The sequence below is a fragment of the Paraburkholderia sp. RAU2J genome (genome assembly GCF_003634845.1).
Classification (GTDB): Bacteria; Pseudomonadota; Gammaproteobacteria; order Burkholderiales; family Burkholderiaceae; genus Paraburkholderia; species Paraburkholderia fynbosensis.
Genome location: NZ_RBXG01000002.1, coordinates 768,205 through 793,200 on the forward strand (window position 1 = coordinate 768,205; position 24,996 = coordinate 793,200).

Genomic DNA, 24,996 nt, shown 5'->3' on the forward strand with positions numbered 1-24,996 from the left:
TGCGCATGCGCTGCAGTGCGTTGACGTCAGCGAGTTCTTCGCTGTCCGGCGCATCCCCGCGCCGTCCCGCACATCCCGTCCAGGGTGCGTCGCCGATCGTGTCGGACGCGCGCCTTGGTCTTGAAGCGAGCGCAGCAAGAGCACGAGATATGCCATGTGTGAAGTCGCGGACCGTCGGAAAGGCCTTGAGCGGCCTCCGCAAATGCATCGAAGCGATTGATTTGATTAGGAATTCAGACTTACGAAAAATTGTGTCGCGCGGCTGGTGCTGGAAATAAAGCATTTCTCGCGCGTAACAGAACGTAGGAAAGTTTCCATTAGAAAAAATAAAGTTAGACGGCCTATTTTTATTACGATTTGGTGCGGTTTACGCACCGCACGAATGCTTAATTACAGAATTGGTGCATTAAATAAAAAATGGCCCGTGGGAATTAAATTCCCTAATTCGGGGCGATTAGCGTGCCATTGAAATGAACGGTAATAAGTGTAAGAAAATGATTCGGTAAGGTGCTTCCCGCTGCGTGTAGGCATTTGTGGGCGGTAGCTGGTCTTCAATTGGTGCCTATTGTCATACTAAACAGAAAGTAATATGAAAGGCATACGTAATGAAATTGTCTAGAGCTATTCCAAGATTGCACCAAAACGCTTCAAGTGCGACTTTTCGCACCATTTCTGCAATAAAGGATTAAAGGCTTTGGCAGAATAAGTCTTGGAAAGCGGACTTACTCTAATTACAAAAATCAATTTGTTTTGCTATATGCGTGCGCGAGCGCCACGCAAGCCGCGGGCATGCGAGATCTTTGTTGCGCTCGGTAAGTTCATGAAATAAAAGGCAAAGCGTCCCGTGTAAGGACTGGCGACGTTCGTCACGGAGAAACCCGTCGCCTGACCTGGTACGGGCTTTGCATAAGTGGCGCGCCTTTAGCCGGCGACTCACAAGGCAGCCGGCATCTCGAAACCTACCGTTATTCAACGGCCGCTTGAGCCTGTACTAACCGGAGTCCGCAGTGCTGAATACCCTCATTAACTACTCGATCCAGTCGATGGGTCTGATCCCTCTCCTCGCGTTCATCTTCCTGCTCGGCATCGCGATCATCATCGAACGATTCATGTTCTTCTCGCGTGCCGTGCGTGCCGGCAGGACCCTCGAACATGACCTGAAACTCGTCGATGCAGCCAATCCCGACGATGCCGCCAAAGTGGCCGAGCACTACAAGCAGACCGTGCAAGGCGAACTCGTCAAGTCGGCGATGAAAGTGAAGGGCAAGAGCGAAGCCGTGGTCGAACGCGAGATCGAGGAAACGATCATGTTCCAGTTGCCGCGTCTCGACCGTAACCTCTGGATTCTCGACACGGCCGTGACGCTCGGCCCGTTGCTGGGTCTGCTCGGCACGATCATCGGCATGGTCGAATCGTTCAACGTGCTCGGCGCGAGCGGCACCGCGAACCCGAACGGTGTGACGGGCGGCATCGGTCACGCGCTGACGGCCACCGCGTGCGGGCTGACCATCGCGATCATCTGCGTGATCTTCCTGAACTACTTCAACAAGCGTATCCGGATGACAGTCAACCAGTTCGACCTCATCAAGTCGCTGCTCGTATCGCGCTTCGCAGTCTGACGCCCGCACTCAAGGAGACGGACCATGCGAAACCATCGCAGCCATTACCTCGGCGGTGAAGAGAAAGCGCGCATCGAGATCATCCCGATGATCGACATCATGATGTTCCTGCTGGTGTTCTTCATGCTCGCGACGCTGAAGATGATCCAGGGCGCAGGCATCAAGCTCGACCTGCCGCAATCGAGCACCGCCGAACAGTTGCAGCAGACCATCAAGGTATCGATCGGCGTGACGAAGACGGACGAAATCTATCTGGATTCGAAGCCCGTGACGCCCGACGAACTGACCGCGCGTCTGCAAGGTCTGGTTCACGACTCGAAGAAAGTAGATGTCGCGATTGCCGGCGACGAAGGCACGAGCTACAAGAATATCGTCAAGGTGATGGACCTGGTGCGCGCGGCGGGCATCAGTTCGGTTGCATTGGCCACGAACCCGACGACATGAGTTCACCGGCCATCGACATGAAAGATCCGCAAAACCGCCTGGACGGTGCACTCTGGGCATCGACGACGCCGGCGCATCACGGTCGCATGCCCATGAAGCTGGCCATCGGCGTTGCGGTGCTGGTCGAGGCGCTGGTGATTCTGGGCGTGTCGCACATGAAGTTCCAGCCGCCGCCGCCTCCGCCGCCGAAGGAAATGCGCGTGCAGATTGCGCCGCCGCCTCCGCCACCTCCGCCGCCCGAGGTGAAGAAGCTGGAGCCGCCGCCGGCGCCGCCAAAAGCGCAGCCGAAGCACGAAATACCGAAGCCGACCCCGACGCCGCCGCCGCCGCGACCGACGCCGCAGCCGGTGATCCAGCCCACGGCGAATCCGGCTCCGAACGCTCCGACGGTCGCGTCGCCGACACCTGCGCCGGCACCTGCTCCGGCACCGGCCGCGTCGCCGGCGCCACCCGCGCTGCATGGCGTGGTGGACGGTCGCGGTCATTGTCAGTCGGTGCAGCCGGTGATTCCGCGCAAGGCATTGACGGAAGGTATTTCGGCGGACGTAATCGCGCATCTGACGATCGGTACGGACGGCAATGTCAGCGACGTGAAGATCATGCGCGTCACGCCGCCGACGTCGGTGTTCAACGAAGCCGTGATTGCCGCAGGCAAGGCGTACAAGTGCGAGAAGAATGCCGAGCCGTATGTCGGCGAAGTTCAGTTCTCGTTCAAGACCACACCGTCCGAGGACGAGTAGCCACGACGAGTAACGACGACGAATAAGCTCAGCTTCGACGCGAACTTCCGGCCTTCGCAATTTACCCATCCGGCCTTCAACCCGGAACCGCGCGAGTGGTGGCTACCCGCCGCTGCCCGCGCGGTTTCGAAGCATCGTGCGTCGGCTACGAGCCGATGCGCGTCCAGACACGCATGATGACAACCGACAGGTTTCGAGGCCCGCGCGCGCGCGTCGTTACGGCGTTCGCGACGCGGGTTGCGGTGACGCTCGTCGCGGGGCTGCTGGTCGTGCCGTTGACGACCGCGCCCGCGTTCGCGAGGGCGTCGATCGCGCAGTACGACGCGCCGAAGTATCCGTCCGGCTTCACGCATTTCGACTACGCGGACCCGAATGCGCCGAGCGACGGCACACTGGTTTTCCAGAACTACGACGAAGCGCAAAGCTACGATTCGCTGAATCCGTTCCTGACGCGTGGTGCGCCGGCGCCGGACATCCTGCATCTGATGTTCGATACGCTGATGCAGCGCAGCTGGGACGAACTCGCGTCGGAATACGCATTGATCGCCGACGACGTCGAGGTGGCGCCGGATGGTAAATCAGCGGTGTTTCATATCGACCCGCGAGCGCGCTTTTCGAACGGCGATCCGATCACCGCCGACGACGTCAAGTATTCGTTCGATACGCTGACCAGCCCGCAGGCGTCGCCGCTGTTCAACTCGCAGTTCGCGGTGATCAGCCGCGCCACGGTGCTCGACCCGTCGCGGGTGCGCTTCGACTTCAGGCACGTGGAACGCGACGCGCCGTTGATCGCAGGCGACCTGCCGGTTTTCTCGCGCAAGTGGGCGATGCAAGCCAACGGCACGCGCATCGCGTTCGATCAGTTGACCAACGTGCCGCCGGTGTCGAGCGGCCCGTATCTGATCGAGCAGCGCAAGAACGACACGCAGATCGTCTACCGTCGCAATCCGGCTTACTGGGCCGCAAATTTGCCGTCGCGGCGCGGCATGTACCATTTCGCGCGCGTCGCGTTCAAGCTCTATCACGATCATTACACGCAGCTCGAGTCGCTGAAAGCGCTCGATACCGACGTGATGGTCGAATACAGTTCGATGCAGTGGGCGCGCCGTTATATCGGCAAGAACTTCGAGAACGGCGTGTTGCAGCGCAAACTGTTTCCGGATCACGGCGCGCAGATGCAGGGGCTGATGTTCAACACGCGCAAGCCGATGTTTTCGGATGTGCGGGTGCGGCATGCCCTTGCACTCGCGTTCGACTACGACTGGCTGAACCGGATGACCTTCTACGGCCAGTACCGGCGCACCAACAGCTACTTCGACGATAGCCCGTTCGCCGCGCAAGGCGCGCCGACCGCTGCCGAACTCACGCTGCTCGACCCGTATCGCGCGAGTTTGCCGGCGGCCGTGTTCGGTCCAATGGTCAGGCAGGCCGACACGATCGCGCCGCACTCGTTGCGCGAGAACCTGCGCGAAGCGCGCGGCCTGCTCGCCGAAGCGGGTTGGACAGTGCGCGACGGCCAGTTGCGCGACGCGCACGGCAACCCGATGTCGATCGAAATCATCGACGATCAGCCGGGCATGGATCGCGTACTGCTGCCGTATATGCGCAACCTGCAATTGCTCGGCATCGATGCGCATATGCGCGAGATAGATAGTGCGTTGTATCAGAAGCGGATCGACAACTTCGAGTTCGATATGACGACGTTCGTCTATCTGCGCGTGACGATTCCCGGTTCAGAACTGGAGCGTCGTTTCAGCAGCGCATCGGCGTCCCAGGTCGGCTCGGAGAACTATCCGGGCGTGAGGTCGCCGGCGGTCGATGCGCTGGTGCGCGCGGTGACCCACGCGACCACGCTGAACGAACTCGAAACCGCGACCCATGCGCTCGACCGCGTGCTGATCAACGGCTATTACCTGGTGCCCGAATATTTCGCGCCGGATACGCGGATCGCGTACAAAAGCACCCTCGGCTACCCGTCGGTGACGCCGGTCAGTTTCCAGGGCGAGGACTGGATCGTCAGCTACTGGTATCGCAAGACGCCGTCCGCTGCGGCCAATACCGCCGAGGCGAAGTGAGGGGCTTATGTTTATCTACATCATCAAACGTCTGCTGCTGATGATCCCGACGCTGATCGGCGTCGTCACGCTGACTTTCTTCGTGACGCAGTTCGTGCCGGGCGGTCCGGTCGAACAGATGATGACGCAGTTGCGTCACGGCCAGCAGCGCGGCGGCGAAGGCGGAGGCGGCGGCAGCGCGTATCACGGCAGCCAGGGCGTCGATCCGCAGCAGATCGAGCAGATCAAGAAGCAGTTCGGCTTCGACAAACCGCCGCTGACGCGCTATCTGAAGATGCTGAGGGACTACGCGAGTTTCGATCTCGGCCAGTCCTACTATCACCATCAGAGCGTGTGGGCGGTGATCCGCTCGAAACTGCCCGTGTCGATCACGCTCGGGTTATGGACGGTCGTGCTGACCTACATCGTGTCGGTGCCGCTCGGGATTGCGAAAGCGGTGCGCAATGGCTCGCGCTTCGATACCGCCACCAGCGTGATGGTGCTGACCGGCTACGCGATTCCGGGCTTCGTGTTCGGCGTGCTGCTGCTGATGCTGTTTGGCGGCGGCACCTTCTGGCAGGTCTTCCCGATGCGCGGCCTCACGTCCGATAACTTCGACGAACTCAGCGCGTTCGGCAAGGTGCTCGATTATCTGTGGCACATCGTGTTGCCGGTGACGGCGTCGGTGGTTGGCAACTTCGCGATCGTCACGATCCTGACCAAGAATACGTTTCTCGAAGAGATTGGTCGTCAATACGTGCTGACCGCGCGGGCGAAAGGCGCGCCGAAGCGTGACGTGCTGTGGAAGCACGTATTGCGCAACGCCGCGATTCCGCTGCTGACCGGGTTGCCCGCCGCGTTTATCGGCGCCTTCCTGAACGGTAACCTGCTGATCGAAACGCTGTTTTCGCTCGACGGCATGGGCCAACTGTCTTATGACTCGGTGATCCGCCGCGACTATCCGGTCGTGCTGGGTTCGCTGTTCCTGTTCACGCTGATTGGTCTCGTGACCAAACTCATTGCTGACGTCTGCTATGTCCTCGTCGACCCCCGCATCCAATTCAACAGCCTGGACCGATAATCTGCCGCCCGGCGCGTTGCCGGTGTCCGTGTCGCCTGGGCGACGCGTATGGCAGCGTTTCCGCCAGCAGAAGCTTGGTTACTGGAGCCTGATCGTGTTCGCAACGCTGTTCGTGCTGAGCCTGCTCGGCGAAGTGCTTGCGAATGACCGGCCGCTGATGGTCCGTTACGACGGCCATGACTATTTTCCGATCGTGAAGGACTATCCGGAAACGACGTTCGGCGGCGATTTTCCGACCCGCGCGAACTATCTTGATCCGTTTATCCGCAAGCAGTTGACGGAGAAAGGCAACTTCGCGATCTACCCGCCGAATCACTACCACTACGACACGATCGATTACTTCGCGACGCGGCCGTTTCCCGCGTCGCCGTCCGCGACCAACTGGCTCGGCACCGATCAATACGGCCGCGACGTGCTGTCGCGATTGCTGTACGGCTTCAGGCTGTCGGTGTTGATGGCGCTTGCGCTGACGGTGTCGGGTATCGTGCTGGGCGTGCTGGCGGGTGCGTTGCAAGGCTTTTACGGCGGCCGCACCGACCTGATCGGGCAGCGCCTGATCGAAGTATGGAGTTCGATGCCGGACCTGTATCTGCTGATCATCTTCGCGTCGATCTTCGAGCCGAGTTTGTGGCTGCTGTTTATCCTGCTGTCGATGTTCGGCTGGCTGGTGTTGTCCGACTATGTGCGCGCCGAATTCCTGCGCAACCGTTCGCTCGATTACGTTCGCGCCGCGCGCACGATGGGTTTGAGCAACTGGCAGATCATCTGGCGTCATCTGCTGCCGAACAGCATGACGCCGGTTATCACCTTCCTGCCGTTCCGGATGAGCGCCGCGATTCTGTCGCTGACAAGTCTGGACTTTCTGGGGCTGGGTGTCGCACCGCCCACGCCGAGCCTGGGCGAACTGCTTCAGGAAGGCAAGAACAACCTCGACGCATGGTGGATTTCGGCATCTGCGTTTGCCGCGCTGGTGATCACATTGTTGCTGCTGACGTTCATGGGCGACGCGTTGCGCAATGCGCTCGACGCCCGTTCACGCGGCTCGGCGTTCGGCGGGAGGAAGTGATGAGCGACGCAACGTTGCACAAGCCTTTGCTGGAAATCGACACGTTCTCGATCCGTTTCGGCGACAAGATCGCGGTTCGCGAACTGAATCTGACGATCGGGCGCGGCGAGCGGGTTGCGCTGGTCGGCGAATCCGGTTCGGGCAAGAGCGTCACGGCGCTGTCGATCCTGCGCCTCGTCGAACATGCGCAGACCAGCGGCCAGATCCGTCTCGACGGCGTCGATCTATTACAAAAAACCGAGCAGCAGATGCGCGGGATTCGCGGCGCCGACCTCGCGATGGTGTTTCAGGAGCCGATGACCGCGCTCAATCCGCTGTTCACGATCGGTCAGCAGATCGCCGAAAGCCTGCGTTTGCATGAAGGTTTGCGGTCGAACGCGGCGCGCGCACGCGGCATCGAACTGCTGCGCCGTACCGGCATTCCCGAGCCGGAAAGGCGGATCGACAGCTACCCGCATCAACTATCCGGCGGACAACGCCAGCGCGCGATGATCGCGATGGCGCTCGCGTGCCGTCCGCGCCTGCTGCTCGCCGACGAACCCACTACCGCGCTCGACGTCACCGTGCGTCAGCAGATCGTCGATCTGCTGATCGAGTTGCAGGAACAGGAAGCCGCCGATCGCGGCATGGCGGTGCTGCTGATCACGCACGACCTGAATCTCGTGCGCCGCTTCGCCCAACGCGTGGCGGTAATGGAAAAGGGTGTGCTGGTCGAAACCAATACGACCCAGGCGCTGTTCGCAGCGCCGCAGCATCCTTACACGCAGCGCTTGCTCGACAGCGAACCGCATCGCGAGATCGAGCCGATCGAACCGCACGCGCGTCGGGTGCTCGAGGTGCAAGGCCTCGCGGTCGATTACCGGACGGCCGCGAAAGGCTGGCGCTCGCTGCTCAGCGGTTCGACGTTTCGCGCGGTGCACGACGTCGATCTGACGCTGCGTCGCGGTGAGACGCTCGGCGTGGTCGGAGAATCGGGCTCCGGAAAATCGACGCTGGCGGCGACGCTGCTCGGTCTGCAACGGCCCGCCGCCGGTCATATCCATGTCGACGGCGCGCCGTTGTCGGCTTTGCGGGGCGCGAACTCGCGCCGCGCGTTGTACTCGCGGATGCAGGTGGTGTTTCAGGACCCGTTCGGGTCGCTATCGCCGCGTATGACGGTCGAGCAGATCGTCGGGGAATGGATCGAGGTGCACCGGCCGGACATCGATGCGCGCACGCGCCGCGCGCGGGTGGGGACGATGCTCGAAGAAGTGGGCATGCCGCAAGAATCGATGCTGCGCTATCCGCACGAGTTTTCCGGCGGTCAGCGGCAGCGCATAGCGATCGCGCGTGCGTTGGCGGTCGAACCGGAAGTGCTGGTCCTCGACGAGCCGACCAGCGCGCTCGATGTGTCGATCCAGCAACAGGTGCTTAAGTTGTTGGCGGGCTTGCAGAAGAAGTACCGGTTAAGCTATCTATTGATCACCCATGATCTGGCGGTGATGCGTGCGATGGCGCATCGCGTGATCGTGATGAAGGACGGCCGCGTGGTCGAGGCGGGAGACACGCTCGACGTGCTGCATGCGCCGTCACATCCTTATACGCAGTCGTTGCTCGCCGCGTCGATGATCGCGCCGGAGCACGACGAACCCGAGGTATTGCAATGAGCGAATCGCGCTGGGCGCAGGCCGCCCGTGCGTTGAAGAGCAACGCGGCGTTCTGGTCCTTACGGATTGTCGATGAACAGATCGACGACCACGAAGTGCGCAACGACGTCGCGCAGCCGCTGCGCACGCAGCGCGAACGCGGCGCCATGCTGAGCGCGTGGGCCGGCGCGGGCGCAGGCTATGCGGCAACCACGGATCTGTCCATCGCGGGCTTGCAGGCTGCGCTTGATATCGCGACGCAACGTGCGCTGGCGAGCGCCGGCGCATCGCTGATCGACCATCGCACGGTGTCGCGCGAAGCGCTGAGCGGCGCGTATGTCTCGCCCAATGCCGACCAGCCGCTGCCGACGCGCGGCGAATGGCTCGCGCGTCTCGCGCACGAATGCGCCGCCGCGAAAATCGACGACCGGATCGTCGAGCGCACGGCATCCGTGCAGATCACGCGCACCGAACAGGTTTATCTGACCAGCGACGGCGCGCGAATCGACCAGCGCTTTTGCCTCGTGATGCCGGAAATGAGCGTCGCGGCGCACGCGAACGGCGACACGCAGGTGCGCACGCTCGGCGGCAATTACGGCACGCTCGCGCAAGGCGGCGTCGAAGTGCTGGACCGCTACGCGTTCGACGGCGCAGGCGTGCGGCTCGCCATCGACGCGCTGACCTTGCTGGCCGCGCCGAACTGTCCGGCTGGTCCGCGCGACCTGCTGCTGATGCCCGATCAGATGATGTTGCAGATTCACGAATCGATCGGGCATCCGCTCGAACTCGACCGGATTCTCGGCGACGAACGCAACTTTGCCGGATGGAGTTTCGTGAAGCCGGACATGTTCGGCACCTACCGTTACGGCTCGGAACTGCTCAACGTGACATTCGATCCGTCGTTGCGCGAAGAAGCCGCGTCGTACGCATTCGACGACGACGGCACTGAAGCGCGCAAACAGTATCTGATTCGCGATGGCGTGCTCGAACGTCCGCTCGGTGGCGCGCTATCGCAACAGCGCGCAAAGATGGCGGGCGTCGCGAATTCGCGTGCGTCGAGCTGGAATCGCGCGCCGATCGACCGGATGGCGAACCTGAATATCGAACCGGGAACCAGCACGCTGGGCGAAATGATTTCCGGCATCGAACACGGTATCCTGATGCGCACCAATACGTCGTGGTCGATCGACGATCACCGCAACAAGTTTCAATTCGGCTGCGAGTTCGGCCAGTTGATCGAAAACGGCAAGCTCACGCAAATCGTCAAGCAACCGAATTATCGCGGCATATCCGCGAATTTCTGGCGCAGCCTGAGCGCGGTCGGCAATGCCGGCACGCGCGAAGTGTTTGGCACGTCGATGTGCGGCAAAGGCGAACCGGTGCAGCTGGTGCGCGTCGGCCATGCGTCGCCGCCGTGCGTGTTCAGGCATGTCGATGTATTCGGAGGCGCGCGATGACTACAACCAATGCGGTCAATGCATCGAGCGGCTTCGATTTCGCCTCGAACGCGCAGTCGCCGGATTGGCACGCGCATTTCGCGCTGCTCGCCGACGCGATCGACACGTTGCTGAGCGGCGACGAAGTGGCGTTGACGCGGCTGTCGGCGGAGCAATCCGACTTTATCCGCTTCAACGGTGGCAAGGTTCGGCAGATCGGCCAGGTGTCGCAAGGCAAACTGACCCTCCGCCTGATCGACGGCGCCAGGCAGGCGTATTCGAGCTTCACGGTATGCGGCGATCCAGCGACGGATCTGCGCGATATCGCCGATGCGCTGAATACATTGCGCGACGGCTTGCGCGATGCGCCCGACGACCCGCATCTGTTGTACGACGCCACCCAATGGACCCAATCGACGCGCCGCAGCGGCAAGCTGCCCGCGCCCGACGCACTGTTGCGGATCGTCACCGAAAGCGCGCGCGGACTCGATTTCGTCGGCTTCTATGCAGGTGGCTCGATGGTGCGCGGCTTCTCGTCGTCGCGCGGCAGTCGCGGCTGGTACGAAGTCAGCAACTTCAGCTTTAGCTGGTCGTTGTACGACCCGAGCGGCCGTGCGATCAAAAGCGCGTACACCAGCGACCACTGGGACGACAGCGTGTTCGCCGCGAAGGTAGAACAGGCCGCCGCACGTTTGCCGGTGCTTGGACACACGCCGCGCGCGTTGTCGCCGGGGCGCTATCGCACGTATTTGGCGCCGTCGGCGATGCAGGAACTGGTCGGCGCGGCGTCGTGGGGCGGGTTTTCCGCGCGCGCGAACGCCACCGCGCGCAGCCCGCTTTACCGGCTGCACAGCGGCGAGGTCGCGCTCGATCCGCGCGTGTCGATGACCGAAGACCTGAGCCTGAATATCACGCCGCGCTTCAACGAAGACGGTTATCAGCGCGACAGCGTGCCGTTGATTCACGACGGCCGCAACGCTGGGCAACTGACCAACGCCCGTAGCGCGCGCGAATACGGTTTGACGCCGAACGGCGCGCTCGCCAGCGAAACGCCCGAGTCGCTGGCGATGGCGGGCGGCGATCTCGACGCCGCCGATATCCTTGCCGCAATCGATACTGGCCTGTATGTTGGCAATCTCTGGTACGTGAATTTTTCTGACCGGATGAATTGCCGGTTGACCGGCATGACGCGTTTCGCGACGTTCTGGGTCGAGCGCGGCCAGATCGTCGCGCCGGTCGACGCGATGCGTTTCGACGACAGCCTGTACCGTTTGCTGTCGAGCGAACTCGAACGTCTCGACGCCCAGCCGGAACTGCTGCTGAACGATGGAACGGAGGGCGAGCGGCAGACCGGCGGCTGGAAACTGCCCGGCTTGCTGGCACGCTCGTTTGAACTGACGCTGTGAGTGAGTTTCCGATGACAGATTGAAGGCCATAACAATGACAGAACCAACGACAATATTTGAGAGCACGACACGGTTCGGGGCCGAACCGGTCGAGATGAGCATCAGGCCGCTGCATCCGGACGACGCCGCGCAACTCCACGCGCTGCATTCATGCCCCGGTGTGATGCGCCAGAACCCGATGCGTCCGTATCCGACCTTGCTGCAGACTCAAGGCTGGCTCGCGAAGCTCGCGGCGCCGTCGATGGCGATTGCAGCGCTGGTTGGCGATACGCTGGTCGGCTCGGCCGATCTGCATCCGGGCGCGCTGCGTCGCGCGCATAGCGGCTGGCTGGGTATCAGCGTGCACGACGACTGGCAGGGCAAGGGCGTCGGCACGCGACTGATGGCCGAACTGATCGATGCCGCCGACAACTGGTACGGGCTGCGCCGACTCGAGCTGAACGTGTTCGCCGACAACCATCGCGCGATTGCGCTGTACCGCAAGTTCGGTTTTTCGCACGAAGCGACCTTTCGCGGCGCCGTGCTGCGCGACGGCATGCTGATCGACTCGGTGTTCATGGGCCGCTTACGCGCGCCGATGGGTCATCTGCAAGCGGAAATCGAGGCGGCCGTATGAACGTCTCGTTAGAACCCGACACGGCGCATGTGATTATCCGCGCCCGCGAAGTGTCCGACCTCGACGCGATCACTTCGTTGATGAACTGCCCCGGCGCGCGGCATGGCACGTTGCAGACGCCGTATCGCTCGAACGCGACGGTCGGGAGCTGGCTCGAAAAAATGCCCGCGAACACGCTCGGACTGTGCGCGCAGGCGGGCGGTCGCGTGGTCGGGATGATCGACGTGTTGCCGCGCATGCACCGGATGGCGCATTGCGCGGGAATCGGTATCGCCGTGCATGACGATTACGTCGGGCGCGGCGTCGGCACGGCGCTGCTCGCGGCGGCCGTCGAGTGCGCGGATACGCTGCTCGGCCTGCGTCGGCTGGAGTTGACCGTGTTCGTCGACAACCACCGCGCGATCGCTCTGTATCAACGCTTCGGTTTCATCGAGGAAGGACGCTCGCCAGCGTTCGCGATGCGCGACGGCAAGCTGGTCGATGCATTCCATATGGCCCGTTTCGCCGATGCGCCGGTGTTCGCTTCGCCGGTCGCGCTGGCACCGAACCCACACGCGTGAGCATGCCTTGGCCTCCTTTTTTATCGACCGACCGGTCTTTGCGTGGATTCTGGCGCTTGCGGTAATCATCGCGGGTGCGCTCGCGTTGACGCAACTGCCGGTCGCGCAATATCCACGACTCGCGCCGCCGCGTATCGTGATCGACGCCGTCTATCCGGGTGCATCGACGGAAGCCGTGGATGCGAACGTCGGCAGCATCATCGAAGAAAGTCTCGACGGTGCCGACGGGATGCTTTACTACGAAACCGCCAGCGACGGCCTCGGCAACCTTGAAATCGCGGCGACCTTCGCGCCCGGCACCAACCCCGATATCGCGATGATGGACGTGCAGAACCGGCTCAAGCAGGTCGAGCCGCGTTTGCCGCAACAGGTGGTGCAGCAGGGTATCAGCGTTTTCAAGGCCGCCAACACGTTCCTGATGCTGGTCGCGCTGACATCCACCGATGGCACGCGCGATTCCGCGCAACTGAGCGACATCCTCAGCCGCGACATCATGCGTGAACTGAAGCGCGCGCCGGGCGTCGGTTCCGCGCAACTGTGGGACGCCGACGAAGCGTTGCGCGTCTGGCTTGATCCGATGAAGCTGCGCGAATTCGGCCTCGCCGCGTCCGACGTCAACGCCGCGATTGCCGCGCAAAACGCGAGCGTCGCGGCAGGCACACTCGGCGACGCGCCGCTGGTGGACGGCCAGCAGCTGACCGCGTCGGTGAACATCAAAGGGCAGTTGCTGTCGCCGGAGGAATTCGGCCAGATCGTGCTGAAAGCGCACCCCGACGGTTCGGCAGTGCGGCTTGCCGACGTCGCGCGGGTCGAGATCGGCCGCGACAACTATACGTTCTGGTCGCGCCTGAACGGCAAGCCGTCGGCGACGGTCGGGATTCAACTCGGGCCGCGCGGCAACGCGCTCGAAACATCGGGCGCGATTCGGGCGCGGCTCGCGGAACTGGCGAACCGTTTGCCGCCGGGCGTCGCGGTTCAGGTGCCGTTCGATAGCGCGCGCTTCGTCAACGTTGCGATTCGCGAAGTGCTGATCACGCTGGCCGAGGCGATCTTGCTGGTGTTTCTCGTGATGTGGCTGTTCCTGCGCGATCTGCGCTACGCGCTGGTGCCGACAGTGGTGATTCCGGTCACGCTGATGGGTGCGTTTGTCACGATGTACGCATTCGGCTTGTCGATCAACGTGTTCACGATGTTCGGCCTCGTGCTGGCGATCGGAATTCTGGTCGACGACGCGATCGTGGTGGTCGAGAGCGTGCATCGCGTGATGGACGAAGAGGGCATGGCGCCGCGCGACGCGACATTGAAAGCGATGAAACAGATCGGCGGTGCGATCGTCGGCGTGACGGCGGTGCTGACCGCCGTGTTCGTGCCGATGGCGTTCTTTCCTGGCGGCGTCGGTGGGATTTACCGGCAATTCGCGGTCGCGATGATTGCGTCGATGCTGGTGTCGTCTTTCATGGCGCTTTCGTTGACGCCCGCATTGTGTGCGAACCTGCTGAGCGCGCCTGCGCAATCGGTCCGTCAGCGTGACGCGCGACGCGGCTTGCGTGGCGTTGCTGCCCGCCTCTCGACGCGTTTCGAACAGGGCTTTGAGCGCGCGTCGCGCGCCTACCGGGCCATGACGGCCGCCGCGATGCGCAGGATCGGGCCGCTGCTCGCGGTGTATGCCGTATTGCTGCTGCTGTGCGGCGCGTTGTACTGGCGGATGCCGGGCGGCTTCCTGCCCGTCGAAGACCAGGGCCAACTGCAGGTGATGATCCAGTTGCCGGCCGGCGCGACGCAGGCGCGCACGCTCGCCGTCGTCGAAAAGACCGAGTCGATTTTGCGCATGCAAACGGCGGTGGCGAACGTGACAAGCGTGATCGGCTGGAGTTTCGAGGGCAGCGGACAGAACGTAGCGATGTCATTCGTTACGCTGAAAGACTGGGGCCAGCGCGGCGTTGATGCGATGACGCTGCGCGACACGTTGAACCGGTCGTTCAGCCGGATTCTCGACGGCAACGTGCAGGCGCAATTGCCGCCGTCGGTGCCGGGCGTCGGGCATTCGGACGGCTTCACGTTCCGGCTCGAAGATCGCGGCGGCTTGGGCCGCGACGCGTTGAAGGCCGCCCGCGACCAGCTTGCCGAGCGCGCGAAGGCCGATCCGTCGCTGGCGTCGATTCATTTCGAGGATCTGCCCGACGCGCCGCGTATCGAACTCGACGTGGACCGCGCGAAGGCGTACGCGCTCGGCGTATCGTTCGACCGGATTGCGGACGTGTTTGGCAGCACCTTTGGCTCGTACTACGTCGACGATTTTCCGGCGGGTGGCCGGATGCGCCGCGTACTGGTGGCGGGCGATGCGGCGACGCGGATGACGGAAACCGATCTGCTGGCGTTGTCGGTGCCGAATCAGTCGGGCGCGATGGTGCCGCTGTCGTCGTTTGCGACACGCCGCTGGACCAGAGGGCCAGTCGCATTGACGCGCTACAACGGCTATCCGTCGCTCGATCTGAACGGCCGTGCGGCGAGCGGTGTCAGTTCGGGGGCGGCGATGGAGGCGATGGAGCGGCTCGCGACGAGCTTGCCTGCGGGCATCGCGTTCGACTGGGTCGATGCGGCGCACGAAGAACGCGCGGCGGCGCGGCTGACGCCGTTGCTGCTCGGACTGTCGCTGCTGGCGGTGTTCATGGCGCTGGCCGCGCTATACGAAAGCTGGACGATTCCGCTCGCGGTGTTGATGGTCGTACCGCTTGGCGTAGTCGGCGCCATTGCGGCGATGCTGATGCGCGGCATGCCGAACGACATCTACTTCAAGGTTGGGATGATCACAGTGATTGGCTTGTCCGCGAAAAACGCGATCCTGATCGTGCAATTCGCGCGCGACCTGAGCCTACGCGGCGTGCCGCTGACGCGCGCGGTGATACGCGCGGCGGGCGCGCGGTTTCGCCCGATCGTGATGACGTCGTCGGCGTTCCTGCTGGGCGTCGTGCCGCTGGTGCTGGCGAGCGGCGGCGGTGCGGAAAGCCGCCGGTCGATCGGTACGGGCGTGTTCGGCGGCGTCGTGACGGCGACCTTGCTCGGGCTGGTATTTGCGCCGGTCGCGTTTCAGGCGGTGGCGGCGGTCGCGCAGCAAGGGCCGCTCGGCGCGCTGCGGCGCTTGCGTGGCTATCGGCGCCAGTCGCGCGGATTGACTCGCGATGTCAGCACATGATCGGCCCACGCGCTGTCGATGGCATCGGGAATCGCGCGATGCGTCTTTCGAAAAGCGCGGACAATTGAAGCGTTCGAACAGAGGATCGAACGACCGCTTTGGAGAGCGGCGCAAGGCCGCAATGGGGTCGGTCTGAGCCGACCGCATCGGGCAGCGGTCGGACAACTCCGGTCATTCGACGGCATGGCTCAGATGGTTGACAATCAAGTGATCGGTCGACACGCGAGGGACGATTGCCGTGAGTGAAATCAATCTGTCTGAAGTCTATCGGGACTATATTGCCTGTCTGAACCGGCAGGACTGGTCCAAGTTGGGACGGTTTGTTAGCGATGACGTGAAATACAACGGCCAACGGATTGGCTTGTCAGGCTATCGCGAGATGCTTGAGAGAGATTTTCGCGAAATCCCGGACCTCCGCTTCGAGATTCAGCTCCTCGTTTGCGAGCCGCCGCATATCGCGAGCCGACTGCAGTTTGACTGTACGCCGACGGGTACGTTTCTCGGACTCCGCGTAGATGGCAAGCGGATCGCGTTCGCTGAAAACGTATTTTACGAGTTTCACGGACAAAGGATTCGGCAGGTATGGTCGGTCATCGATAAGGCTTCGATTGAGGTCCAGCTGTAGCTGGGTATTAGCCGCTGGCGTACGCACCTTGCTGGACACCTTCAGGCACACATCGGCCAACTACTGCCGTTCGTCGGCATGTGGGAAGGGACATTCAAACGTCGGTTCTACCCCAGACAGCAGACCATCGCCCGCCATTCACGCTTTGTCAGGTCATCAGCCGACGTGGCACGCGGTTGTCGACCAGCAGCCGTCAAGTGCGCGTGGTCGATTTCGGCCTGCATGGCCACCCTGCCGGTTAAGGGGAAATGCCTAGGATTGTCCGGCCTGGCGCCTCTGCGGCCCGGAGTGCATGCTCGATTTTGGGGGAGAGGATCAAATGGATCTTCCCAGGTTTGCCAATCCAGTTCTGAGCTGGGCTCCCACCGACCGACATCACAATCGCAGCTATGATCTATCTCATGTTCCTGAAGGCCGGTTCCCGGGGGCTGCAGACCGGAGCCTTGGACGGGACGGAGCGAACAAGGTTTCTTTTCCTCGGAGGTGTCCCATGCTTCAACACAGCGACGTATCAACCCGGATGCCAGCGCAAGACCTCGCTCGAGCGAGAACCTTCTACTCGAGCAAGCTCGGTCTTGAGCCGGTGGAAGAACGGCCTGGCGGCCTCCGCTACAAGTGCGGCAGTGGCTACTTCACACTCTTTCAGTCGTCTGGATCGGCCTCTGGTACGCACACACAAATGGCTTGGGAGGTCAATGACATCCAGGCAACCGTAAGCGAACTGCGACAGCGCGGAGTCACGTTCGAAGAATACGATCTTCCAGGACTGAAGACCATCGATGGGATCGTTGAGATAGAAGGAAACTACCCGTCCAAGGGTGGTGTAGGCGAAAGAGGTGCTTGGTTCCGAGATAGCGAGGGCAACCTCCTCAGCATTGGGCAACCGCTTAGATGAGCAGGCGCGATATAGCATGTACCGGGCGAGGACCGGGTTATTTTTTGCCAGAGTGCCGCCTCGCCACTCGCTCAACCCGACAGTTCGCTGGCGCCGCTGCCGCGCAGTTAAGCTCGCGGCAGTTCGCTACTTGCTTCCACGGCACAAGTTGTTTATGCCGGACATCGGACCCGGCCGTTCATCGAGCGTCGCCGCGGATCAGGCTCGCCAATGTTCCGTCAACCGCAGCGGTAAAAGCAACGGCCGCCTCTGCAAGCTGCCGTTGCGTCCAAACTTAAGTGAGTGTCCTGAGTGGATTGCGGCGGCCGATCGCTGTCGGGCACAGGTCGGCCAGGAAGCGGACCTTCGGCCCCAAAGTGCAAATTGGTGACAATCGATTCGGCGCGATAGTATTCGCATAAGAAGTAAGCCTCGCGAATCCTTTGACCGGAAGCCGTTCCTAATGAACATCGCCTTTTCCGATACAACCGAGTCCGACGCCGACATACTGGTCGCCATCCGTATCGCCGCGATGCGCGAGAGTCTGGAGCGCATCAGTCGTTTCGACCCGCAGCGTGCCCGCGAGCGTTTCCTCGCGTCATTCGACCCTGCGCGGTGTCGATTCATAGAGGTCGATGGCGTTCGGTCGGGCTTTATCCTCATTCGCCCACAGGCAGACTACTGGCTACTGGACCACCTTTACGTTCTGCCGGCGCACCAAGGGAAAGGAATCGGCGCAGCCGTCTTGCGGGACGTCTTCGCGAACGCCGACGCGCAACGCATGCCAATCCGCCTCGGTGCTCTACGCGGCAGTGATTCAAACCGCTTCTACCAGCGGTATGGATTTGTAAAGACTGACGAAGGAGAATGGGATATCTACTATGTGCGTCAGCCAATCGAAACACAGGAAGAAAGCTAGGCTGCATTGGTATTCATAGGACGCGGCCCATCGCTGGAGTCGGCGACAGAAGTTCGAGCGTCCAGACGCCCAACCATGTACTGCCGAGTTCAGCCCAATTTCGGACGGTCGGGACATGGGCAATGATCGTCAACAATCTCCGCTGGCTTCAGTTGTCGATAGCAACCGGTCGGGCTATCCGCATCGCCTGAACGGCTGATTCTCGAACAAGCGAAGGGTTGACGATCACCTTACCCCTTTTGCATGCGGCGGCAGGCGGGCCATGAAGGGACGTCCCACGCAGGTTTCTGATTCGTCGACAATTGATGAATATAAACAAACCTCGACGGAGGACTTGAGATGCTGCTGCGGCCGACAGAAATCCAGATTGAATCAACCCGGCTCCTGATCAAACCGTTCTCGGCCAGCGACGCCGATGCGACGTTTTCATGCATCACCCCTTCGCTGACCCGTCACATGGCATGGGAGCCACCGGCGTCCCGGCATGATTTTGACGGTGTTTGGCGGTCCTGGATACCGTCGATAGCCGATGGGTCAGACTATGTATTCGCACTGCGTCAACGCGCTGACGGGAGTTTCCTTGGGTTGGCCGGACTTCACCGCGTACATACCGCGAGCCCGGAACTCGGCATCTGGATTCGTGAAGATCGTCATCGAAATGGCTTTGGTCGTGAAGCTGTAACTCTAGTTGCACGCTGGGCAACGCGAACCATTGGCTCTGAAAGCTTTACCTATCCGGTTGCCGAAGAGAACCGCCCCAGTCGGCGCATCGCCGAGTCGTTGGGAGGCGTCATTGTGGAAAGCCGCCTGACACCGAAGTACAAGTCCGTCGTCTACCGAATTCCTCGCCAGCCAGTGACGAACGACGTATAGGTGGTTCGGTTCGGCCTTCACATCGACCTCCGTCGCCACAAGCAGTCATTGAACGGTCTTCGTTAGATCGGCGACAATCCAGATCCTGCATGCCCCTCCAACAAACGACTATGAGCAACATTCAACTAAGTCGCGCGACCCGTGCCGACGCCGCCGATTTGATTGCTGCAAATTTGGCAAATCGAGAATACCATTGGCCGTGGGTCACGGCATTCACGGATCAGGCTGGATTCGACGGCTGGTTTGCACGCGGACTGACCGGATCAAATGTCGGACTAGTTGCACGGGAAAATGTCTCGAATAAGGTGATCGGTGTGATCAACCTCAACGAGATTGTTGCGGGCGCTTTTCAGAGTGCCTATCTCGGTTATTACGGGATGTCAGACTTCAGTCGAACCGGTCTAATGACAGAGGCGCTTCGAACGACCGTCATGTACGCCTTCGCCGAGCTTGGTTTGCATCGCCTTGAGGCGAACATCCAACCGCCAAACGTGGCATCAATCTCACTCGTGCGTCGCGTGGGCTTCAAACAGGAAGGCTTTTCACCGCGCTATCTCCGCATTGATGGAAAATGGCGCGACCATGAACGTTGGGCATTGCTCGCTGACGACGATGCCCCGGGAGCGACCTGACTGAGTTGGGCGCCTCGTGCCGGGACGCGCGAAGGCGGTCGCCGGCCACGAACGGTCGGTCAATGCGGTCTCCTAAACCGGCAAGCCGAAACATAACGGTCTGTACACAAAAACCAGTTTGTGTGTCAGTATTAGCAGCATGGAACTTCGTAACGTCACGAGCAAGTCTCACCACCATCACGGTTGCTATCCAATGCGCCGTGGTCCGTTACGTCCATAGCAGGGAATCCGGGATCTCGTTCCTCCCTTTCCGTGCACAAACGACCAAGGCGCCTTAAGCGCCTTTTTTTATTTTTACACCGAAGAGGATTCTCATGACCATGATTCGCGGAACCCGTTTCATCGTTGGTAAGGAAGCTGCGCAAACACGCGCTCTAGAAAATCAGTTCCGGAGCTATCTTCATTAACGTTGGGGCAGAAGAGGCTATTGTTCCCGCTTTGTGGTCGCAGGATACGTTCATCCAAAAGGCTGGCGGCAGTGAGATCATCGGCCAAATGTGGGCCTTTCCCGATAAGAAGGGACGCGCCTGCTGCCTAATCCCGGAGGCGACTGCTCTTTTCCAGGAGCGGTGTATAGAGTTGCTGGGTCGCCAACAGGAACGGATGTTCTTTTATATCGCTCGATGCTATCGCTATGAACGACCGCAAGCCGGTCGGTATAGGGAATTCTCGCAACTGGGATTCGAGTACCTTTGCCCCGATCCGGAATTGGCGGTCAAACGTAGTCAGGAGATAGTGATTGGCTTCTTTGATTCACTTGGACTTGGCTATGAAATCGACGACTCAGCTCGTAGAGGCCTCAGCTACTATCTCAACGGTCGGGGCTTCGAGATGCGCTGCACTGAACTCGGAGCGCAGCAGCAAGTGGTGGGCGGCGGGGCGTATCGGGAAGGTGCGGGCTTTGGAATCGGTGCGGAACGGCTGCTGTTGGCGATGACAGCTCAAGGGCTCGTATAGCAACACGAAACGCGGGAAAAGGCTTGTGGTTGGGATCAATTGCAAGCCTGGCGTGAAGTCGCAGGCGCGAGGCGTCATCTCAAGTCGCCGGATGCTTCGCGTTGTTCTTCACCCTGCCCCACGCTTCCGCGATGACGTTAACCGCCTGGTCCACATCCGCCTGGGTCGTCGCCCAGGAGATAACTGACACGCGCATGACGCACATTCCTCTCCATTCCGCGCCCGAGAAGAAAAAGCTGCCTTCTGTTGCCAATTGAGCAATGACATCCCTCGTCGCCTGGTCGGATTGCTCGGATACCTCAGTCGAGCCGAACCGGACGAGGAATTGATTCAGCTCTACTTTGTTGAGCACATGGATGCCCGATTCGCTGGCTAGCGCGGACGACATTCCTTCGGCAAGCTGGCAATGCCGTTCGACCATCGCAGACGCTTGTGCCGGGAGGCTATTCCTCGCCTTGTGGAATCGAATCGCTCGACGGTAGGCGGTATCGAGTGCCGAAGAATATTGGTCGCTCACGGAAACACTCGCCTCCTCAAAACAATGCCAGTCTGGAGCACACCACGGCTGAAGTAGACCTGGACCCTGTCGGTCAACAACAAGTCGCAGTTCCAAATTGATCAAGTGCAAGATGCAACGCTAAAAGCATATACCGCCTTCGATCCGCATCGCAGACGCGCGGTCCATTCGCATACGTGACGCTTAGCTTTCGATGACGTCACCCGACCAGATGTGATCGAAGGCAGCGCCGGCTTCCCGTTGCACTTTGCGGACGGTTTCGGCGTCCGGTGCTTCATACTCGCAGATCATGTGCCGGCGATCGACCGACACTACACTGCGTTTCCAGACGACGCCGTAAAGTTCGCTGCACGGGGCAAGACGGTCTTCTACCACAGATAAGTCCGCATCCGACTGTGGCGTCAAAAAGCTCCTTTCAACAACGACGTGCGACATCTCGAACCTCCCTTTGCGCAGAGCCTGTACCACCGCATCCTAATGTGCCCGCGTTTGAACAATCGTTGTAGTCGACGGATAGCGCTCATGGAGCCGTTGGAGTGCGGCCTGACTCCGAGGCGTGATCGGCTTGTCGGCGAGTAACGCGTGTAATGAGGAGAGAACGGGATCGTCGGTTGCCATCTCGCCTGCAATGACCGCCGCCTCGACGAGGACCGCTGTTGCAACGATCTTTTCCGTCGATGAATCAAGTATTTCGGCTGCCTTGAGTGCTTCGCGCGCGTAAGCGATCGCACGGTCGCTGCATCCGCAGTACAGACAGGTCAGCGCCACCTCGTTCAGGGCGTAGCAAAGGTGTCGCTTGTCGTCTGCCTGCCGCAATGCGGCGAGCCCTTCGAATACGAATGTGCACGCGTCGCCGTGCGTCAGACGGATCGACGCGATCTCGCTCAGGACCTCTGCATACGGCGCGCCCGAGTCGCCCATCCGCTGCGCCGCCGCGACGATTGCGCCGGCCATCTGCGTGACTTCTGAATATGCGCCACGCTCGAAGTTGATAGTCGCGAGCCAGACAAGACACTGGTATTCACGCCAGTGATCACCGATCGCCTGTGCCTGCCGAACGGCGTCGCCCAACCGGGCGCATCCGATCTCCAGTTGCCCCTCGGCTCGCGCGAGAAGCGCGGCGCCCCACATCAATTCCACGACACGCAGGTCCAGGCGGTCTGCCAGTGCAGCCGCATCCTGCAGAACTCTGCGTGCCCTCGGCAGCTCGCGCTCCAGTTCAAGCAGGCACCGACCGGTATTGGAAAGCTGCCTGCATCGCGTCGTCGCATCGGCCTTGCGCGCCGCCGTTTCGGCGCGGATTGTCACGTCTCGCGTACGCTCGATGTCGTTTGCCTGTTGCGTTAGCCACGACAGGCTATGGAGACCTTGCACCACCTCTGCATGAAGCGACAGGGCGTCCGCCTCCTGAATGGCTTGCTCGAATTCCTGTTCCATCGACGCAGGACATGCGTGGCCCGAACTCGCCAGGGCCTCAAGCCGTGCGACGAGCAACTGTATTTCAAGCCGGACCCGCTCACTCCCGCGCGGTAGTGAACGTGCATGAGTCAGGCCGCGATCTGCGACAGCGCGAGCCTCGGTGCTCGAAAAGACTTTCAGACACTGGTTGCTTGCTTTGACGCATGCTGCTGCCGTCATCCGCGAGTCTCCCGCCAAGGTCGCGTGATGAACGACCTCGCCGTGCAGTCGCGGGTCGTGCGTGCTCTCGGCTAACAGTTGTCGCGCAATCTGATGATGGATCGCGCGCCTGTGTGGCTGCGAGAGCATGCGATAGACAGTCTGACGCACCAGGTCGTGGGCGAAATCGAACTCGGTTTGCGTCGCTGCAAGAATTCCTCGGCGTTGTAGGTCGGAAACGCTCAACAGGACTTCAGGAAGCGCACGGTCGAGCAACTGCGCGAGCTGCTCGGGAGCAAACCCATGACCGATGGACGCCGCGACCGAGAGCAGATCCCGTGTGCGCGCATCGAGCGGGGAAAGCCGATCCGCGATCAATGCTTCTACAGAGAGCGTCGAGGCGCCGGTATTCGCTTGCTGTGTGCGCGTCAATTCGAGCACGTAAAGTGGATTGCCACCACTGTCTTTCATCGCCTGGTCGAGCCGAATATCGCTCCCCGATGCGTCAATGAGCGCAGCCACTTCGTCAGCAGAAAGAGGCGCCATCGTAACGCGCGTCACCTTACAGTCGCGCGCCAACGATTGCAGAAGCGTCCTTGCGAACCGGTTTTCGTCCGTTTCAGCGGGACGCGCGGCGGCGACAAAGACGACTGGTAGCTCGCGGTCCAGTCGTCGCAACACGAAGTGCAGCAGCGCCGCCGATGATTCGTCCAGCCACTGCAGATCGTCGAGGACGAAGGCCAATCGCTGTTCACCGGACATGCGGTCAATCAGCGCCACAACCGCTTCGAAAAGCCGCTCGCGGCTTCCCTCGTCGCGCGGGATTTCAGACGAACTTTGGACAGTGGGGCGAAAGAGCGGTGCGAGCCTTTCGCCGACGAGTTGCGATGCGTCGGTCTCGACGTCGCGCAATGCGTCGATCCAGATGCCGTAAGGGCGGATAGTCTCGGCTTCATAGCAACGGCCGCGAAGCACGCGGTATGCGGCATTCGACGCGCATTGGCTGAAATACTCCAGAAGGCGCGTCTTGCCGATGCCCGGCTCACCGGTTAGCAGTGTCAGCTGGTTGGCGACAGACGCGGTCGTCAACAGGCCGTCCAGCCTTGCTCGTTCCACGTTGCGCCCGACCAGTGGCAGACGCGTGAGCGCTTGCTGATCGCCCGCGCTGGCTCCCTCGCTCTGTATGGCTGCATGGAAGGTGTCTGCAGGCGCTCGATTCTCAGCGCGATGTAGGCGCCCAGAACTGTCGTTCGGGCGGGCCCGACAAGTACCTTGGCGCATGCGCTGAACAGCCTCGTCGAGCGTCGCACATGCGCGTGCCCCCAGTTCACGATGAAGAAGCTCGCGCGCGTAATGGTAATGCTCCTGCGCATCCGGATGACGGCCAGCGGCTTCCAGTAGCCCGATTAACGTTGCGTGGCCCGATTCATCCAGTGAATCTGCGTCGACCAGTTCGCGACCATACTGCAGGGTGCGCGGCAGGTCCGGCGTCAGCCTTCCCACGAGCGCGCGCAGAACCGCCCCGCGAAGCCGGCCGAAGCGTTCGCGTTGACCAACGCACCAGTTGTAGAAACGGTAGCAGCCGGGAAGCTCGAGCCCGCCAAGAAAGTCACCCCGGAGCAATTGCGCTGCTTCCTCCAGCGCTGAAACAGCGGTCCACTCCGTTCCTTGCGAAAGCAGCGTCTGGATTCTCGTTGCATCGACAAATGCGCCGGCAGCCTCGAAAGCGACATGCGTGCGGCTCGCCACGATGCGTTCGTGCGCTGCGTCGTCGAGCAGAGGTCGCAGCTTGGACAGGCTCCAGCGAAGTGCCGCGCGGGGATCGTCGGGACCATCCCATAGCATGTCGCACAGCGCTGATCTCCGTTCCGGCGCGCCGGACAGGATGAGATAGCCTAGCAGCGCGCGCGTACGGCGCGAAGCAGGCAAAGGCACCACCGCGCCCTCGCGCCTCAACTCGAGTTCGCCAAGCAGGCGAATGCTTAGCGCTGCGCACGGAGCGTTAACAATCCCGACGTTTACCACGCTGGCTCCAACCGTCAATACAACGTTCCAGGCTCATGCTGAACTGGTCAAACGGCAATCATCGGATGGTCGCTTGTACGCAGATTACTACCAGAGCGGAATGCTCGACTACGGAAA

General features: G+C 61.3%; 21 protein-coding genes. 18 read left to right on the forward strand and 3 right to left on the reverse strand.

What is annotated here, in order from left to right; genetic code table 11:
- The first annotated feature begins 1,007 nt into the window (after positions 1 to 1,007).
- The 18 genes from B0G69_RS20910 (at position 1,008) to B0G69_RS20995 (ending at position 20,720) form a co-directional block, all read left to right on the forward strand.
- A complete protein-coding gene (locus B0G69_RS20910; RefSeq protein WP_121320623.1) occupies positions 1,008 to 1,619 on the forward strand; it encodes a MotA/TolQ/ExbB proton channel family protein in 612 nt (203 codons plus the stop codon).
- A 24-nt stretch (positions 1,620 to 1,643) separates the two neighbouring features.
- A complete protein-coding gene (locus tag B0G69_RS20915) occupies positions 1,644 to 2,063 on the forward strand; it encodes a biopolymer transporter ExbD (protein ID WP_121320625.1) in 420 nt (139 codons plus the stop codon).
- Positions 2,060 to 2,803: an energy transducer TonB gene (locus B0G69_RS42795; RefSeq protein ID WP_121320627.1), complete on the forward strand. Its 744-nt coding sequence runs from the start codon at positions 2,060 to 2,062 to the stop codon at positions 2,801 to 2,803. The genes B0G69_RS20915 and B0G69_RS42795 overlap by 4 nt, the downstream gene beginning before the upstream one ends.
- A gap of 176 nt (positions 2,804 to 2,979) precedes the next feature.
- A complete protein-coding gene (locus tag B0G69_RS20925) occupies positions 2,980 to 4,878 on the forward strand; it encodes an extracellular solute-binding protein (protein WP_199731387.1) in 1,899 nt (632 codons plus the stop codon).
- A 7-nt stretch (positions 4,879 to 4,885) separates the two neighbouring features.
- Positions 4,886 to 5,938: an ABC transporter permease subunit gene (locus B0G69_RS20930; protein ID WP_121320629.1), complete on the forward strand. Its 1,053-nt coding sequence runs from the start codon at positions 4,886 to 4,888 to the stop codon at positions 5,936 to 5,938.
- Positions 5,892 to 7,004: an ABC transporter permease gene (locus B0G69_RS20935; RefSeq protein WP_121320631.1), complete on the forward strand. Its 1,113-nt coding sequence runs from the start codon at positions 5,892 to 5,894 to the stop codon at positions 7,002 to 7,004. The genes B0G69_RS20930 and B0G69_RS20935 overlap by 47 nt, the downstream gene beginning before the upstream one ends.
- A complete protein-coding gene (locus B0G69_RS20940) occupies positions 7,004 to 8,650 on the forward strand; it encodes a dipeptide ABC transporter ATP-binding protein (RefSeq protein WP_121320633.1) in 1,647 nt (548 codons plus the stop codon). The genes B0G69_RS20935 and B0G69_RS20940 overlap by 1 nt, the downstream gene beginning before the upstream one ends.
- On the forward strand, positions 8,647 to 10,086 hold the full coding sequence (locus tag B0G69_RS20945) for a TldD/PmbA family protein (RefSeq protein ID WP_121320635.1): 1,440 nt from the start codon (positions 8,647 to 8,649) through the stop codon (positions 10,084 to 10,086). Before B0G69_RS20940 ends, B0G69_RS20945 begins: the two co-directional genes overlap by 4 nt.
- The gene (locus B0G69_RS20950; protein WP_241991419.1) at positions 10,083 to 11,471 is read left to right on the forward strand and encodes a TldD/PmbA family protein; all 1,389 of its coding nucleotides are present in this window, start codon (positions 10,083 to 10,085) and stop codon (positions 11,469 to 11,471) included. The genes B0G69_RS20945 and B0G69_RS20950 overlap by 4 nt, the downstream gene beginning before the upstream one ends.
- A 94-nt stretch (positions 11,472 to 11,565) precedes the next feature.
- Positions 11,566 to 12,087, forward strand: coding sequence for a GNAT family N-acetyltransferase (locus B0G69_RS20955; protein WP_241991420.1), 522 nt, complete (start codon positions 11,566 to 11,568; stop codon positions 12,085 to 12,087).
- Positions 12,084 to 12,647 carry a GNAT family N-acetyltransferase gene (locus tag B0G69_RS20960; RefSeq protein ID WP_121320639.1) on the forward strand — a complete coding sequence of 188 codons (564 nt, stop codon included), beginning with the start codon at positions 12,084 to 12,086 and terminating at the stop codon, positions 12,645 to 12,647. Before B0G69_RS20955 ends, B0G69_RS20960 begins: the two co-directional genes overlap by 4 nt.
- Before the next feature lie 7 nt (positions 12,648 to 12,654).
- Positions 12,655 to 15,840, forward strand: coding sequence for a multidrug efflux RND transporter permease subunit (locus B0G69_RS20965; RefSeq protein WP_121320641.1), 3,186 nt, complete (start codon positions 12,655 to 12,657; stop codon positions 15,838 to 15,840).
- 238 nt (positions 15,841 to 16,078) lie between these two features.
- On the forward strand, positions 16,079 to 16,465 hold the full coding sequence (locus tag B0G69_RS20970; protein ID WP_121320643.1) for an ester cyclase: 387 nt from the start codon (positions 16,079 to 16,081) through the stop codon (positions 16,463 to 16,465).
- Between the two features lie 520 nt (positions 16,466 to 16,985).
- Positions 16,986 to 17,360 carry a VOC family protein gene (locus B0G69_RS20975; RefSeq protein WP_241991538.1) on the forward strand — a complete coding sequence of 125 codons (375 nt, stop codon included), beginning with the start codon at positions 16,986 to 16,988 and terminating at the stop codon, positions 17,358 to 17,360.
- A gap of 442 nt (positions 17,361 to 17,802) precedes the next feature.
- Positions 17,803 to 18,258: a GNAT family N-acetyltransferase gene (locus tag B0G69_RS20980; RefSeq protein WP_121320647.1), complete on the forward strand. Its 456-nt coding sequence runs from the start codon at positions 17,803 to 17,805 to the stop codon at positions 18,256 to 18,258.
- Positions 18,259 to 18,597: 339 nt separating this feature from the next.
- The gene (locus B0G69_RS20985) at positions 18,598 to 19,131 is read left to right on the forward strand and encodes a GNAT family N-acetyltransferase (RefSeq protein WP_121320649.1); all 534 of its coding nucleotides are present in this window, start codon (positions 18,598 to 18,600) and stop codon (positions 19,129 to 19,131) included.
- A gap of 110 nt (positions 19,132 to 19,241) precedes the next feature.
- Positions 19,242 to 19,763, forward strand: a complete 522-nt coding sequence (locus B0G69_RS20990; protein ID WP_121320651.1) for a GNAT family protein — start codon at positions 19,242 to 19,244, stop codon at positions 19,761 to 19,763.
- 402 nt (positions 19,764 to 20,165) lie between these two features.
- A complete protein-coding gene (locus B0G69_RS20995) occupies positions 20,166 to 20,720 on the forward strand; it encodes an ATP phosphoribosyltransferase regulatory subunit (RefSeq protein ID WP_277873583.1) in 555 nt (184 codons plus the stop codon).
- A 79-nt stretch (positions 20,721 to 20,799) separates the two neighbouring features.
- Here the strand turns inward: B0G69_RS20995 and B0G69_RS21000 are convergent, their stop codons facing one another.
- The 3 genes from B0G69_RS21000 to B0G69_RS21010 all read right to left on the reverse strand — a co-directional run bounded on the left by B0G69_RS21000 (position 20,800) and on the right by B0G69_RS21010 (position 24,897).
- Positions 20,800 to 21,237 carry a hypothetical protein gene (locus tag B0G69_RS21000; RefSeq protein ID WP_147440748.1) on the reverse strand — a complete coding sequence of 146 codons (438 nt, stop codon included), beginning with the start codon at positions 21,235 to 21,237 and terminating at the stop codon, positions 20,800 to 20,802.
- Between the two features lie 183 nt (positions 21,238 to 21,420).
- Positions 21,421 to 21,672 (reverse strand): nickel-binding protein, encoded by a 252-nt coding sequence (locus B0G69_RS21005; RefSeq protein WP_121320656.1) that lies wholly within the window; start codon positions 21,670 to 21,672, stop codon positions 21,421 to 21,423.
- 39 nt (positions 21,673 to 21,711) lie between these two features.
- A complete protein-coding gene (locus tag B0G69_RS21010) occupies positions 21,712 to 24,897 on the reverse strand; it encodes an AAA family ATPase (RefSeq protein WP_241991422.1) in 3,186 nt (1,061 codons plus the stop codon).
- Between the last annotated feature and the right edge of the window lie 99 nt (positions 24,898 to 24,996).

Bases quoted from the DNA above. Each gene is read 5' to 3' on its own strand.
- B0G69_RS20915 (WP_121320625.1), top strand. From the start codon at position 1,644: ATGCGAAACCATCGCAGCCATTACCTCGGCGGTGAAGAGAAAGCGCGC.
- B0G69_RS42795 (WP_121320627.1), top strand. From the start codon at position 2,060: ATGAGTTCACCGGCCATCGACATGAAAGATCCGCAAAACCGCCTGGAC.
- B0G69_RS20925 (WP_199731387.1), top strand. From the start codon at position 2,980: ATGACAACCGACAGGTTTCGAGGCCCGCGCGCGCGCGTCGTTACGGCG.
- B0G69_RS20930 (WP_121320629.1), top strand. From the start codon at position 4,886: ATGTTTATCTACATCATCAAACGTCTGCTGCTGATGATCCCGACGCTG.
- B0G69_RS20935 (WP_121320631.1), top strand. From the start codon at position 5,892: ATGTCCTCGTCGACCCCCGCATCCAATTCAACAGCCTGGACCGATAAT.
- B0G69_RS20940 (WP_121320633.1), top strand. From the start codon at position 7,004: ATGAGCGACGCAACGTTGCACAAGCCTTTGCTGGAAATCGACACGTTC.
- B0G69_RS20945 (WP_121320635.1), top strand. From the start codon at position 8,647: ATGAGCGAATCGCGCTGGGCGCAGGCCGCCCGTGCGTTGAAGAGCAAC.
- B0G69_RS20950 (WP_241991419.1), top strand. From the start codon at position 10,083: ATGACTACAACCAATGCGGTCAATGCATCGAGCGGCTTCGATTTCGCC.
- B0G69_RS20955 (WP_241991420.1), top strand. From the start codon at position 11,566: ATGAGCATCAGGCCGCTGCATCCGGACGACGCCGCGCAACTCCACGCG.
- B0G69_RS20960 (WP_121320639.1), top strand. From the start codon at position 12,084: ATGAACGTCTCGTTAGAACCCGACACGGCGCATGTGATTATCCGCGCC.
- B0G69_RS20975 (WP_241991538.1), top strand. From the start codon at position 16,986: ATGCCAGCGCAAGACCTCGCTCGAGCGAGAACCTTCTACTCGAGCAAG.
- B0G69_RS20980 (WP_121320647.1), top strand. From the start codon at position 17,803: ATGAACATCGCCTTTTCCGATACAACCGAGTCCGACGCCGACATACTG.
- B0G69_RS20985 (WP_121320649.1), top strand. From the start codon at position 18,598: ATGCTGCTGCGGCCGACAGAAATCCAGATTGAATCAACCCGGCTCCTG.
- B0G69_RS20990 (WP_121320651.1), top strand. From the start codon at position 19,242: ATGAGCAACATTCAACTAAGTCGCGCGACCCGTGCCGACGCCGCCGAT.
- B0G69_RS21005 (WP_121320656.1), bottom strand. From the start codon at position 21,672: ATGTCGCACGTCGTTGTTGAAAGGAGCTTTTTGACGCCACAGTCGGAT.